Origin of the sequence: Catenulispora sp. GP43, from assembly GCF_041260665.1 — a bacterium.
Lineage (GTDB): Bacteria > Actinomycetota > Actinomycetes > Streptomycetales > Catenulisporaceae > Catenulispora.
Genome location: NZ_JBGCCT010000006.1, coordinates 402,589 through 418,095, shown reverse-complemented (window position 1 = coordinate 418,095; position 15,507 = coordinate 402,589). Strand labels below are relative to the sequence as shown.

The 15,507-nt window shown below is 74.8% G+C and carries 2 protein-coding genes; both read right to left on the bottom strand.

What is annotated here, in order from left to right; genetic code table 11:
* Nucleotides 1-175: 175 nt before the first annotated feature.
* On the bottom strand, nucleotides 176-10,939 hold the full coding sequence (locus tag ABH926_RS15860; protein WP_370366322.1) for a type I polyketide synthase: 10,764 nt from the start codon (nucleotides 10,937-10,939) through the stop codon (nucleotides 176-178).
* Entirely contained in the window at nucleotides 10,932-15,494 is a 4,563-nt protein-coding gene (locus tag ABH926_RS15855; RefSeq protein WP_370366321.1) for an SDR family NAD(P)-dependent oxidoreductase, read from the bottom strand. Before ABH926_RS15855 ends, ABH926_RS15860 begins: the two co-directional genes overlap by 8 nt.
* Nucleotides 15,495-15,507 lie beyond the last annotated feature (13 nt).

The following is a 15,507-nucleotide window of genomic DNA, read 5'->3' as shown; positions in this document are numbered from 1 at the left end:
CCCGGTGGGTCCTCCCCCGGCGCGCTTTCCCCCCCCCCCCCCGGTTCACCCCACCCAACAACCCCCCCCCCCCCCCCCCCCGGCGGGGGGGGGGGGGGCCCCCCCCCCCCCCCCCCCCCCCCCCCCCCCCCCGACCTCAGTCCTGCTCCGCCCTGCCCAGTCTTGCCCAGCCCTCCTAGTCCTGCTCGCCCGCTGCCGCGATCGCCATCTGGATCAGCGCGTCGCTGTCCATCTCGTCGATCGACGAGCCCGCGTCCGCCGCAGTGTCCTGACTCTCCCGCGGTGCCCGGACGCCGGCCAGCTCCAGCAGGCTGTCCAGCAGCCCGGCGTCGCGCAGCCGGGACAGCGGGATGGAGCCGAGGATCTCGGAGACCTTCTGGTCGGTGAGCGCCTCCTCGCCGTCGGCCTCCTGCGGGATCAGCTCCGTGGCCAGGTAGCCGGCCAGGGTGCGGGAGTCGGGGTAGTCGAAGACCAGGCTGGCCGGCAGCTTCAGGCCGGTGACCAGCACCAGCTTGTTGCGCAGGCCCATCGCCGACAGGGAGTCGAAGCCCAGTTCGCTGAAGGCGCGGTCAGCCGGCAGCTCTTGGGCGTCGGCGTACCCCAGGATCGTGGCCGCCTGGGTGCGCACCAGGTCCAGCAGGGCGGGTTCGCGCTGGTGCGCCGGCAGCGCCGCCAGACGGTCGCGCAGCGAGCCCGACTCCGGCTCCGCCTCGCCGGCCGTCCGTTTGGCCGCCGTGCGGACCAGACCGCGCAACAGCATCGGCAGCTCGTCGCCGGCGTGGTCCAGGGCGGCGCGGTCCAGGCGCACCGGCAGCAGCAGCGCGTCGGTGAGCTCGCCGGCCCGGTCGAACAGGGCCAGCCCCTGCTCGGCGGTCAGGGCCCCGACTCCGGAGGCCGCGATCCGCCGCAGGTCCGCCTCGGTGAGGCCGGCGGCCATGCCCGCGCCGTCGATCGCCTCCCACATGCCCCAGGCCAGCGACGTCCCGGCCCGGGCCGCCGCGCGCCGGTCGGCCGCCAGCGCGTCCAGGAACGCGTTGGCCGCGGCGTACGCGCCCTGGCCCGGCGCGCCGAGCACCCCGGAGGCCGAGGAGAACAGCACGAACGAGGTCAGGTCCGCGTCCCGGGTCAGCGCGTCCAGGTTCAGCGCCGCCAGCACCTTCGGACGCAGCACCGCGTCCACCCGCTCCGGGGTGAGCGAGGCGACCGTCGCGTCGTCCACGACGCCCGCCGCGTGCACCACGCCGCGCAGCGGCCGGTCGGCCGGGATCGCGGCGAGCGCCTCGGCCAGCGCCGTCCGGTCGGCGACGTCGCAGGCCGCGAACGTCGCGGTGGCGCCGAGGTCCGCGAGCTGCCTGCCGAGCTCGGCCGCGCCCGGCGCGTCGGCGCCGCGCCGGCCCAGCAGAAGCAGGTGCCGGACGCCGTGCCGGCCCACGAGATGCCGGGCGACCGCGCCGCCCAGCGCTCCGGTGCCGCCGGTGACCAGCACGGTGCCCTCGGGGTCCCACGCCGGTCCGGCATCCGCGCGCTGCTCGGCCACATCAACGGCCTCGACCCGCGGAGCCAGCAGGACGCCGGTCCGCACCGCGGTCTGCGGCTCCTCGCTCGCCGCGGCGGCCGCCAGCTTCCCGGCCGCCGTGGGCACCGCGTCGATGTCGACCAGGCTGATCCGGCCCGGGTGCTCGGCCTGCGCCGAGCGCACCAGACCGGCCACCGCCGCGCCGAGGAGGTCGCGGGCCGCCCGGTCGTCGCAGTCCTGCGCGCCGCGCGTGACGACCAGCAGCCGGGAGGAGGCGAAGCGCGCGTCGGCGAGCCAGCCCTGCAGGAAGCCGAGCATGCGGTGCAGGTGCTCATGAACAGCGCCGCCATCAAGGTCCTGTGACAGCGATGCCGACTCAGTACCCGCACACACCACCAGCGTCTCGGCCCGCACCGCCGCGTCCAGATCCGCCACCGCGTCGACGTTCAACGCGCCGGCCAGACCCCACGGGTCGGCGCCGACCAGGACCCAGGTGTCGGTGTCGCTGTGCCCGGAGGCGCTGATCTGCTCCCATCCGAGCCGGTACATCGAATCGGCACCGCCGCTCGTCACGACCGGCGTGGCCAGCACCGCCGCCGGACGCAGCACCAGCGAGCCGATCGAGGCCACCGGACGTCCGGCTGCGTCGGCCAGCTCCAGCGCCGCGGTGCCGGTGCCGACCGGCCGCACATGCACCCGCAGGCTCGACGCGCCGACCGCGTGCAGCTCCACCTGCTCCCAGGAGAACGGCAGCATCGGCTCGCCGGCCGCGACCTCGGTCAGGCCGATCGCGTGCAGCGCCGCGTCGAACACCGCCGGATGCAGCCCGAACCGGTCCGGATCGGCCGGCCCGGCCTGGTCGAAGGCGACCTCGGCGAAGACCTCGGCGCCGCGCTTCCACGCGGCGCGCAGGCCGCGGAACGCCGGGCCGTAAGCCAGGCCCGCCTCGGCCAGTTGCTCGTACCGGCCGTCCAGCGCCACCGGCTCGGCCCCCGCCGGCGGCCACACCGCCAGATCGAAGGAAGCGGCGGCGCCGGCCCGGGCCAGCACCCCGGTGGCGTGCCGGATCCAGGGCTGTTCGCCCGACCCGTCCTCGACCTTGGAGTGCACGGTGAACGGCCGGCTCCCACCGGCGCCCGGCGCCCCGACGGCGAACTGGATCCGCACGCCATCGCGCTCGGGCAGCAGCAGCGGGGCCTCCAGGACGAGCTCCTCGACGCGGTCGCACCCGACCTGCGCGCCGGCGTGGAAAGCCAGCTCGACGAACCCGGCGCCCGGGAAGATCACCGCCCCGGCCGCCACATGGTCGGCCAGCCACGGATGCGTCCCCAGCGACAGCCGCCCGGTGAACAGCGACCCGCCCTCGCCGGCCAGCTCGGTGCCGGCCCCGATCAGCGGGTGCTCCGCCCCGCCCTGCTCGCCGCCCGGGGCGCCGAAGCTCTGGTGCCAGTAGCGCTTGCGCTGGAAGGGATAGGTCGGCAGCTCGACCGTCTGCGGCCTCGGGCCGGCCGCGGTGTACACCGCGGCCCAGTCCGGGGACAGGCCGTGGACGTGCAGCGCCGCCAGCCCCGACCACAGCGCCTTGGCCTCGTCCTGGTCCTTGCGCAGCAACGGAGTCAGAACCGCCTCGCCGACCCGCTCGTCGCCAAGGGTCTCACCGGCCAACGCGGTCAGCGTGGCGTCCGGACCGAGCTCGACGAACCGGGTCACGCCCTGCGCCTGCAAGGTGCCGACACCGTCCGCGAACCGCACAGCCTGCCGGACATGGCGCACCCAGTACTCGGCGTCCATCAGCTCCTCGGCCTCGGCCAGACCGCCGGTCAGGTTGGACACGACCGGGATCCGAGGCGCAGCAAAGGAAACGCTCTGCGCGACCCGGCGGAATTCCTCCAGCATCGGCTCCATCAGGGCCGAGTGGAAAGCGTGCGAGACGGCCAGCAGCTTGGAGCGGGTGAAGTTCGCGCCCACGGCCAGCACCGCGTCCTCCGGACCCGAGATGACGGTCGAGGCCGGCCCGTTGACCGCCGCGATGTCCACCTCCGGCGTCAGAGCCGCACGCACCTCGGCCTCGGGCGCCGCGACCGCCATCATCGCGCCGCCGACCGGCAGCGCCTGCATCAGCCGGCCGCGCGCGGCGACCAGCTTCGCGGCGTCGGCCAGCGTCCACACCCCGGCCACGTACGCCGCCGCGAGCTCGCCGACGGAGTGCCCGGCGACGTAGTCGGGGCGGATGCCGAAGGACTCCAGCAGGCGGTAGAGCGCGACTTCGAGAGCGAACAGCGCGCTTTGCGCATAGCCGGTCTGGTTCAGGACCTTCTGGTCCCCGTCGATCACCTCGCGCACCGGACGGTCCAGGTGCGCGTCCAGCGCGGCACAGACCTCGTCGAAGGCGGCGGCGAACACCGGGAAGGCTTGGTAGAGGCCTGATCCCATCCCGATGCGCTGGGAGCCCTGTCCGGAGAACAGGACCGCGCTCTTGCCCGCCGCCGACGCCGAGCCGGTGGTCAGGCCCGGGGTCTGCTCGCCGTCGGCCAGGGCCATCAGGCCGCGCAGGAAGTCCGCGCGCTTCGTCCCGACCATCACCGCGCGGTGCTCGAAGGCGGTGCGGGTGCAGGCCAGCGAGTAGCCGATCGAGGCGAGGTCCTGGTCGTAGTTGTCGTCCAGGTAGGACAGCATCCGCTCGGCCTGGCCGCGCAACGCGGATTGCGTACGGGCCGCTACCGGCCAGGCGATGACGGCCGGGTCCTTCGGGACTTCGGCGGTCTCAAGGGCCACGGCCTCGGCGACCACCGGCGGCTCCTCGATGATCACGTGCGCGTTGGTACCGCTGATCCCGAAGGAGGAGATACCGGCACGGCGCACGCGGCCGTTGCGCGGCCACGCGACCGACTCGGTCAGCAGGCTGATGTTCCCCGCGGACCAGTCGACCTCCGGCGAGGGCTCCGACACGTGCAACGTGCGCGGCAGTTCCTCGTTGCGCAGCGCCAGCACCATCTTGATCACCGCGGCGGCACCGGCGGCGGCCTGTGCGTGGCCGATGTTCGACTTCACCGAGCCGACCCGCAGCGGCCGCTCGGGCGGCAGTTCCGCGCCGTAGGTCGCCAGCAGCGCCTGGGCCTCGATCGGGTCGCCGAGCCGGGTGCCGGTGCCGTGCGCCTCGACGGCGTCCACGTCGGCGGCGGACAGGCCGGCGTTGGCCAGCGCCTGGCGGATCACCCGCTGCTGCGAGGGACCGTTGGGCGCGGTCAGGCCGTTGGACATGCCGTCCTGGTTCACCGCCGAACCGCGGACCAGCGCCAGCACCGGGTGGCCGAGTCGGCGGGCGTCGGCGAGGCGTTCGAGCACGAGCATGCCCACGCCCTCGGCCCAGGCCGTGCCGTCGGCGTCCGCGGAGAACGCCTTGCACCGGCCGTCGGCGGCCAGGCCGCCCTGCCGGCTGAACTCCACGAAGGTCTCCGGGGTCGCCATCACCGTGACGCCGCCGGCCAGCGCCAGCGAGCACTCGCCGCCGCGCAGCGCCTGCGCGGCCCAGTGCAGCGCGACCAGCGAGGAGGAGCAGGCCGTGTCGACGCTGACCGCCGGCCCCTCCAGCCCCAGGCTGTAGGCGACGCGGCCGGTGACGATCGAGCCGGTGCTGTTGCTGCCGACGTAGTCGTGGAACTGCACGCCGGCGTAGACGCCGGTCGCGCTGCCCTTGAGCGAGGCCGGGTCGATGCCCGCGCGCTCAAGCGCCTCCCACGAGGCCTCCAGCAGCAGCCGCTGCTGCGGGTCGATCAGCGCCGCCTCCTTGGGCGAGACGCCGAAGAAGACCGGGTCGAAGTCGCCGGCGTCGTAGAGGAACCCGCCCTCGTTCACCGACGTGGTCCCGGGCCGGCGGCCCGCAGGGTCGTACAGCGCGGCCAGGTCCCAACCACGGTCGGCAGGGAAGGCACCGATGCCGTCCACCCCGTCGGCGACCAGGCGCCACAGGTCGGCCGGGGAGCCGACGCCGCCGGGCAGCCGGCAGGCCATGCCGACGATCGCGATCGGCTCGTCGTCGTGGTGCTGGCGCACGGCGACCGTGGCGATGGCACCGGAGGCCGCGCTCAGCAGATGCTCGGCCAGCGCCGCGGGCGTCGGGTAGTCGAAGACCAGCGTGGCCGGCAGCCGCAGCCCGGTGGCCGCGTTCAGGTTGTTGCGCAGCTCGACGGCGGTCAGCGAGTCGAAGCCGAGCTGCTGGAACTGCACGCCGGGCTCGATCTCGGCCGCCGAGCCGTATCCGAGCACCGCGGCGGCGTGGCTCCGGATGAGCTCCAGGGCCGCGGCCGGACGGTCGGCCTCGGGCAGCGCCTCCAGGGTCCGGCGGAACGCGCTGACAGAGTCCTGACCCGCGCCGCCGCCTTCACCGGCCGCGGTGCGCAGGCGCTCGCGTCCGGCCAGGTCGTACAACGGGAACGGAAGCGCGGCGTCGCGGCGGCGCAGGACGGCGAAGTCGGGCTTGATCGGGGCCAGATTTGCCTGACCAGCGACCAGTGCCGCGTCGAACAAGGCCAGCCCCTGCTCGGCGGACAGCGGGCTCAGGGCCGAGGTGCCGACGGTCCGCGCGGTGCCGGCCATGCCGTCGGCCTGCTCCCACTGGCCCCATGCCAACGAGGTCGCCGGCCGTCCGTGGGATCGCAGGTGCGCGGCGAAGGAGTCCAGGAAGCTGTTGGCCGCCGCGTAGTTCGCCTGCCCGGGCGCGCCGAGCACGCCGGACACCGACGAGTACAGCACGAACGCCGCCAGGTCAGTGTTCTGAGTCAGCGCGTGCAGGTTGAGCGCGCCGTCCACCTTCGGGCGCAGCACGGTCGCGACCCGCTCCGGGGTCAGAGCCGTGACCACGCCGTCGTCGAGGACACCGGCGGTGTGCACGATGGCGGTGAGCGGGTGCGCGGACGGCACGGCGGCCAGCGCCGCGGCCAGATCGTCGTGGTCTGCGACGTCGCAGGCGAGCGCCTGGACCGCGACACCGGCATCGGACAGCTCGGCGGCCAGGTCGGCCACCGCCTCCGCGCCGCCGCGGCTCAGCAGCATCAGATGCCTGACATCGCGCTCGTAGGCCAGGTGGCGGGCCAGAAGGTGGCCGAGCGCACCGGAGGCGCCGGTGATCAGGACCGTGCCCTCGGGGTCGAACGCCGGGGCCGCCTGCTCCCCCGGCTTGGACAGCCGCGCCAGCCGGGCCACCCGGACGACACCGCCGCGCAGCACCGCCTGCGGCTCCCCGGCGACCAGCAGCGCGGGCAGCACGGCGTTCAGGTCGGCATCAGAGTCAGCGTCCTGATCCACATCCAGCAGCACGAACCGCCCGGGATGCTCGGCCTGTGCCGAGCGGACCAGGCCCCACACCGCGGCGCCCGCCAGGTCGGCGACGTCCACACCGTCGGCGGACATCGCGCCGCGGGTGACGACCACGACGACCGGGCTGTCGGCGGAGTCCTCGGCCAGCGCCTCCTGGACGGTGCGCAACGCGTGCGCGGTGGCCGTGCGCACGCTCTCGGCGTCGGTTCCGGGAGTGCTGTGGAAGAGCTCGTAGCGCGCGGTCGAACCCGGCTGCGCGGCCGCGGCCGGCAGGGGCCGCCAGTGGAGCCGGTACAAGGGCGCGACCGCCGTGGCACTCGGCAGCACGATCGGCCGGAACGCGACCGAGTCCACCGAGGCCACCAGGTCGCCGGCCGGGTCCGTCACCTCGACGGTGAACGCGTCGGCACCGGACGGGGTGAAGCGCACGCGCAGCACCGAGGCGCCGGTGGCGTACAGCTGCACGCCGGACCAGGAGAAGGGCATGCGCCCCTCGTCCTCGCCGCCGGCGCCGTTCACGCCGTTCACGGCGTTCGCGGCGTCCTTCGCGATCCCGACCGCGCGCAGCGCGTGGGTCGCGGCGTCGAGCGCCGCCGGGTGCAACCCGAAGGCTCCGGCCCGCTGCGCCTCGCTCTCGGGCAGCCGCACCTCGGCGAAGATCTCCTCGTCCTGCTGCCAGACCGCGCTGAGCGTGCGGAAGGCCGGTCCGTAGTCGATCCCTGATTCGGCGAAGGCCTCGTAGAGCCCGTCCAGCGTCACCGGCCGCGCCGCGCTCGGCGGCCAGGTCGCCGTCCGGGACCTCGGGGCGTCCAGCGCCGGGGCGAGCGTGCCGGTGGCGTGCAGGGTCCAGTCCGAGCCCGGGCCGTCTTCCTCAGGCCTGGAATACACGGTCAGGGTGCGGCGCCCGGCGGCGTCCGGGGATTGCACCGCGACCTGGACCTGGACCCCGGACTGTGTCGACATGGAGCCCGCCGGCAGCACCAGCGGGCTGCTCAGGGTCAGCTCCTCGATCCGGCCGCAGCCCACGAAGTCGCCGGCCCGCACCACCAGTTCCACGAACGCGGTGCCCGGCACGGTCACCGTGCCGCCGAGCACGTGGTCGGCGAGCCAGGGCTGGGCCTCGGCGGCCAGGCGCCCGGTCATCACCGCGCCGTCGGTGTCGGCCAGGGTGACAGCGGCACCCAGCAGCGGGTGCTCGCCTCCTCCATAGCCGGCAGCAGCGAGCCCGGCCGCGGCCACCGTGGCCGAGCCGTCGGCGCGGCCCCGGGCGTCGAGCCAGTAGCGGCGGCGCTGGAAGGCGTAGGTCGGCAGGTCGACGCGGCGCGCGCCGCTGCCGGCGAAGACCGCCGTCCAGTCCAGGGCGGCGCCGCTGACGTAGAGCCGGGCCAGCGCCGTCATCAGCGTGGCCGGCTCGCCGCGGCGCTTGCGCAGCAGCGGGGCGAACGTGGCGGCCTGCGCCGCGTCGGCCAGGGCTTCCTCGGCCGGCGCGATCAGGACACTGTCGGGCCCGATCTCGGCGTACCGGCTCACGCCCTCGGCCGCGAGCCGCTGGACGCCGTCGTGGAAGCGCACGGTCTGGCGCACGTGCCGCACCCAGTAGTCCGGGTCGGCCAGCTCCTCGGCGGTGGCGATCTGCCCGGTCAGTCCCGAGACCAGGGCGATTTCCGGCGCGTGGTAGGTGAGCCCGGCGGCGACCTCGGCGAACTCGGCCAGCATCGGGTCCATCCGCGAGGAGTGGAACGCGTGCGAGACCTGGAGCCGGGTGGTCTTGCGGCCCTGCTCCCCGAAGTGCGCGGCGATCTTCAGGGCCGCGTCCTCGTCGCCGGAGAGCACCACCGAGCGGGGGCCGTTGACCGCGGCGATGTCCACGCCGTCGATCAGCAGGGCCCTGACTTCCTCTTCGGTGGCCTGGACGGCGACCATCGCGCCGCCGGCGGGCAGCGCCTGCATCAGCGCGCCGCGCGCGGTGACCAGGGTGCAGGCGTCGGCCAGCGACAGCACGCCGGCCGCGTACGCCGCCGCGATCTCGCCGATCGAGTTGCCCAGCAGCAGATCCGGGACCAGGCCCCAGGAGGCGGTCAGGCGGAAGAGCGCGACTTCGACGGCGAACAGCGCGGGCTGGGTGTACCGGGTCTGGTTCAGCAGCCGGGGCTTGCCGAAGACCACGTCGCGCAGCGGCTGGTCGAGGTCGAAGGCGTCGCAGACCTCGTCGAAGGCCTGGGCGAAGACCGGGTAGGCCTCGTACAGTTCCTTGCCCATGCCGGGGTGCTGGGCGCCCTGGCCGGAGAACAGGAAGGCGGTCAGCCCGGTGTCGGCCACACCCTGCACCACCGCCGGGTCGGCCGGGGCGCCGGAGCCCTGCGCCAGCGCGGCCAGGCCGGCGCGGCCGCCGTGCTCGCGGTCGGCGAACACCACGGCGCGGCGGTCCAGCGGCGCGCGGCCGGTGGCCAGGGAGTAGCCGATGTCCAGGGTGTCGGCGGCGGTGTCGGCGGCGGTGTCGGCGGCGGTGTCGGCGGCGGTAGGGGCGGCGGCACCGCGGGCGTCCAGGTGCGTCAGCAGCCGCTGGGCCTGGGCCCGCAGCGCCTGGTCGCCGTGTCCGCCCAGCGGCCACGGGACCGGCGCCTCGGCCGGCCACCCGGCCGAGACCAGGCCGACCTGCTTGACCAGCTCGGCCACGTCGGCCTCGGCGTCGTCGGCCGGGGCGCCGGCCGGCAGCGGCTCGGGCAGCTCCAGGATCAGGTGCGCGTTGGTGCCGCTCACGCCGAAGGAGGAGACGCCGGCGCGGCGCGGGGCGCCGGTCTCGGGCCACTCGCGCCGCGCCGTCAGCAGCCTGACATTCCCGGCGGACCAGTCGACCCGCTCGGAGGGCTTGGCGGCGTGCAGCGTCTGCGGCAGCACGCCGTGGCGCATCGCCTCGACCATCTTGATCACGCCGCCGACCCCGGCGGCGGCCTGCGCGTGGCCGATGTTGGACTTGATCGAGCCCAGCCACAGCGGACGGCCGTCGGCGCGCTCCTTGCCGTAGGTCGCCAGCAGCGCCTGGACCTCGATCGGGTCGCCGAGGACGGTGCCGGTGCCGTGGCCCTCGACCGCGTCGACCTCGCCGGGCTCCAGCCCCGCGTCGGCCAGCGCCTGGCGGATCACCCGCTGCTGGGAGGGGCCGTTGGGCGCGGTCAGACCGTTGGAGGCGCCGTCGGAGTTGACCGCGCTGCCGCGGATCACGGCCAGCACCTGGTGGCCGTTGCACCGGGCGTCGGACAGGCGTTCCAACAGCAGGGTGCCGGCGCCCTCGGACCAGCCGGTGCCGTCGGCGCCCTCGGCGAAGGCCTTGCAGCGGCCGTCCGGGGCGAGCCCGCGCTGCTTGCTGAACGCGACGAACGGGCCCGGCGCCGACATCACCATGACGCCGCCGGCCAGGGCCATCGTGCACTCCCGGCGGCGCAGCGCCTGCACCGCCAGGTGCAGCGCGACCAGCGAGGAGGAGCACGCGGTGTCCACGGTGAGCGCCGGGCCCTCCAGGCCGAAGGCGTAGGCGACCCGGCCGGAGATCACCGAGGCGGCGTTGCCGGTGCTCAGGTAGTCGTCGATGACCGCGGCCACCGCGCCGGGGGCCAGGTCCTCGTAGTAGTCCTGGCTGCCGCTGCCGAGGAACACGCCGACGCGCTCCCCGCTCAGGCCGGTCGGGGCCAGCCCGGCCCGCTCGAAGGCCTCCCAGGCCAGTTCGAGCACCAGCCGCTGCTGCGGGTCCATGGTCAGCGCCTCGCGCGGGGAGATCCCGAACAGGGCGGCGTCGAACTCCGGGGCGCCGTGGAAGAAGCCGCCTTCGTTGACGTAGCTGGTGCCGGGGCGGTCCGGGTCGGCGTCGAACAGCGCGCCGGTGTCCCAGCCCCGGTCGGCCGGGAACGGGCCGATCGCGTCGGCCCCGTCGGCCACCAGACGCCACAGGTCCTCCGGGGAGCGCACGTCCCCGGGATACCGGCAGCTCATCGCGACGATCGCGACCGGCTCCCGGTCCGCCGCCTCGACCTCGCGCAGCCGGCTGCGCGTCTCGTGCAACTCAGCCGTGGCGCGCTTGAGGTAGTCGAGCAGCTTTGCTTCCTCAGCCATCTGAAACCCTCGCCGTTCCGCTCGATCCGAGCTCTCTGTCCAGCAGGTTGAACATGTCTTCCGCGGTCGCGGATTCGAGCACCCGCGCCAGGCCGGGGCCGGCGGGTTCGGTGCCGGGCGCGGCACCGGCGGCGTCGCCGCCGGCCAGCCGGGCGGCCAGCGCCTGCAGCCGGGGCCCGAGCCGGGCCCGCTCGGCCTGCTCGGGACTGAGCCCGGCGGCCAGCGCCTCCAGCCGGTCCAGCTCGGCGGTCACCGCCGCGACCCCGCCGGGCCCCTGATCGGCCAGCTCGCCCTCCAGGAACTCGGCCAACGCGCGCGGGCTCGCGTGGTCGAACACGACGGTGGCCGGCAGCCGGCACCCGGCGGCGGCCCCGAGCCGGTTGCGGAAGTCCACCGCCGACACCGAGTCGAAGCCGAGGTCCTTGAAACTGCGGCCGGGCTCGACCGCCCCGGCCCCGTCGTGGCCGAGCACCAGCGCCGCCTGGTCGCGCACCACGCCCAGCACGATCCGCGAGCGCTCCGGCCCGGACAGGCCGGCCAGCCGCTCGGCCAGGCTCGGACCGGCAGCCGGCGCAGCCGGAGCCGCACCGTCCGCACCGTCCAGGCCGTCCGGGCCGACTCCTGTCAGGGCTCTGATGGCGGCGGGCAGGTCGCGCAGCAGCGGCCTCGTCCGGGCCGCGGCGTAGACCGGCGCGAACCGGCCCCAGTCGATGTCCGCCACGACCAGGTGGCTCTCGTCACGGGACAGCGCCCGCCACAGCTCGTCGAGCGCCCGCCCGGGATCCATGGAGGCCAGGCCGATGCTCCGCAGGTGGCCGTCCGCCTCGGCGTCGACCATGCCGCCCCCGGCCCAGGTACCCCACGCGACCGAGGTGGCAACTGCTCCGCGCGCCCGGCGGCGCTGCGCCAGGGCGTCGAGGTAGGCGTTGCCGGCCGCGTAGGAGGCGCGGCCCGAGGTGCCCCAGACGGCCGCGCCGGAGGCGAACAGGACGAAGGCCTCCAGTGGATGGTCGGCGAGCAGGCGGTCCAGGTGGTCGGCGCCTGCGACCTTGGCACGGACGGCGTTCGCGAAGTCCTCGGCGGTCAGGTCCAGGGGCGAGGATGCCTCGGGGAACTGGCCGGCGGCGTGGAAGACGGCGGTCAGGGGTGGTTGGGGCGCCAAACGCGCGAGCATCGCAGCGGCTTCATCAGCGTCGGCGATATCGCAGGCCTCGATGATCACCTCGGTGCCGAGCGCCGACAGCTCGGCTTCGAGCTCTGCGACACCGGGCGCATCACGTCCGCGCCGACTGGTCAGCACCAGATGCTCGGCACCGGAGCGCGCCAGCCGCCGGGCGACCGCCGCACCGATCGCGCCGGTCCCGCCGGTGACCAGCACCGTCCCGCTCGGCCGCCACTCCTCAGTACCCTGATCCAGTGGATCCATTTGATCCATCTGATCCGGCACCAGGCGCCGCGCGTAGGCCCGCGCACCACGGATCGCGATCTGGTCCTCACCATCGAGCCCGGCAAGCACCGCGCACAGCAGATCACCCGACTCGGCGCCGAAGTCCGTCGGCACATCCACCATGCCGCCCCAGGCGCCCGGCAGATCAAGGCCGAGAACCGTACCCGCACCCCACAACGCACCGGCCTCGGGATCGACATCCTCGTGCTCGTCGACAGCCACCCCGGACCGCGTCACGCACCAGAACGGCGCGCCGATCCCGGCGTCCAGTACCGCTTGCAGCACCGGGATCGTCGCGTTCAAGGCCACCTGCGCGAGCACTCCCGCAGGCTGCTCATCGCCGAGCAGCTGCGTGATCGTCGCACTCAGCTCGGCCCGGTCCGCGTCGGCGCCCACCGGGAGCCGAACGACCTCGGCGCCATGCTTGGTCAGCGCCTCGACCACAGCGTCGGCCCCGCCATCCCCGGCAACCAGCCAGAGCCCTGACAAAGCGGGCTCCGGCGACTCGGTCACCGGCATCCAGCGCACCTTGTAGCGCCAGGAACCCGTCGGCGCCTCGGCGAGCGGCTGCGCCTGGTGCTGCGTCCAGAAATGCTTGTGCTGGAACGGATACGTCGGCAGGTCGACCACCCGGCCGCCCGGGAAGAACGAGGTCCAGTCCGGGCCGAGGCCACGCACGTGCGCCTCAGCCGCCGAGCACGCGAACCGGGCCAGGCCGCCGCCCCTGCTCAGCGTGCCGACGACCACGGCGTCGTGGTCCAGCTCGCCGCAGATCTCGCGCAGCCATGAGGCCAGCACCGGATGCGGACTGACCTCGACGAAGGACCGGAAGCCCCGCTCGGCGAGCTCCTTGACCAACGGCGCCGGATCCGCGCCGCGCCCCAACGCGGCGAGCCACGGCCCGGACTCTGTTTCGCCCTCGGACCAGTCCAGCAGGCCGCCGAGCGCGGTGGAGTACATCGGCAGCGCCCGATCCGCGGCGGTCGGCGCCGGCTCGGGCCGGACCGGCAGGCCGGGCCCGTTCGCCCGCCCCAGCGACACCGCGGCCCGGGCCCCGTCGGCCAGCGACAGCAGCCCGGCGACCGTCGCCGCGGCGACCTCGCCCTGGCAGTGCCCGGCGACGGCATCCGGCTCGACGCCGTGCGCCCGCCACAGGGCCGCCAGCGAGACCTGGACCGCCCACAGCACCGGATTGGCCACTTCGAGCAGATCCATCGACGGCGTGCCCGGCTCCCCGCGCAGCACCGCCTCGACCGACCAGCCCAGCCGGGGCTCGAGCTCCTCGTCGCACTCCCGCAGGCGCCGCGCGAAGACCGGCGAGCAGTCCAGCAGATCGGCGGCCATCCCCGGCCACTGCGAGCCCTGGCCGGTGAAGACGAACACTGTTTTGCCGGCCAGGTCCGCCTGCCCGACGACGGTCCCGTCCTGCGGGCGTCCGGCGGCCAGCGCGTCCAGCGACTCCAGCAGGTGCGCCCGGTCGCGGCCGACGACCACGGCCCGGTGCTCGAACGCGGACCGGCTGACGGCCAGCGAGTGGCCGATGTCGGCGAGCGCCAGCTCGGGACGGGTGCGCAGGTGGCCGGCCAGACGCCCGGCCGCCTTGGCCAGGGCCGCGGGGGTCTTGGCGGCGAGCGCGAGCGGGATCGGGGTGGAGATCGGGCTCGGGCTCGCGCTGGCGCTCGGGCTCGGGCCCGGGCTCGCCGAAGCATCATGCGGTTGGTCGGGCGTGGTGCCGCCTACAGCCTCTTCGGCCTGCTCCAAAATCACATGCGCGTTCGTCCCGCTGATCCCGAACGAGGACACCGCAGCCCGGCGTGGCCGGTCCACAACCGGCCAGTCCTCGTTCTCCGCGAGCAGCCGCACCGTGCCGCCGGACCAGTCCACGTGCGGCGTCGGCTCGCTCAGGTGCAGCGTCCTGGGCAGCACGCCGTGCTGCATCGCCAGCACCATCTTGATCACCTGGGCGACGCCCGCGGCGGCCTGCGAGTGCCCGAGGTTGGACTTGACCGAGCCCAGCCGCAGCGGCTCGGCGCCGGCCCGGCGGCCGTAGACCTCGATCAGCGACTGCGCCTCGATCGGGTCGCCGAGCGTGGTGCCGGTGCCGTGCGCGTCGACGGCGTCCACCCCCGCCGGGGTCAGGCCGGCCGCGGCCAGCGCCGCGTTCAGCACCCTGACCTGCGAGGGGCCGTTGGGCGCGGTGATGCCGTTGCTGGCGCCGTCCTGGTTCATCGCCGAGCCGCGGATGACCGCGTGCACGCGCAGACCCCGGCGGCGCGCCTCCGAGAGCCGGGCCAGCACCAGGACCCCGACGCCCTCGGACCAGGACGTGCCGTCGGCGTCGGCCGAGAACGCCTTACACCGTCCGTCCGGCGCCAGTCCGCGCTGCCGGCTGAAGTCGACGAACATCTCCGGCGTGCCCATCACGGTCACCCCGCCGGCCAGCGCCAGCTCCACCTCGCCGCGCCGCAGCGCCTGGCAGGCCAGGTGGATGGCGACCAGCGAGGAGGAACAGGCGGTGTCCAGGGAGATGGCCGGACCCTCCAGCCCGAGGCTGTACGCGACCTGGCCGGAGACCAGGCTGCCGCCGGGGCTGCCCTGGAGGTAGTCGTGGTACATCAGGCCGGCGTAGACGCCGGTGTTGCTACCGTGCAGCGCGACCGGGTCCAGCCCGGCACGCTCGATCGCCTCCCAGCAGACTTCGAGCAGGATCCGCTGCTGCGGGTCGGCGCGCCGGGCCTCGTTGGGGCTGATGCCGAAGAACTCGGCGTCGAAACCCCCGGCCCCGGGCAGGAACCCGCCCTGGCGCACGTAGGTCTTGCCCTCCTTGCCGGGCTCGGGATCGTACAGCGCCTCGGCGTTCCAGCCGCGGTCGTCCGGGAAGCCACCGATCGCGTCACCCCCGCGCACCACCAGATCCCACAGGTCCCGCGGCCCGGCGACGCCGCCGGGATAGCGGCAGCCCATCCCGACGATCGCGATCGGCTCGGCCGCGGCCGCCTCCACCTCCCGCAGCCGCCGCCTGGTCTGCTGCAGGTCGGCGGTCGCGCGCTTGAGGTAGTCACGCAGCTTCTCGCCGGCGTCCTGGTGCTCCGTGCTTCGGTCTTCCATGCTCCGCCTCTTC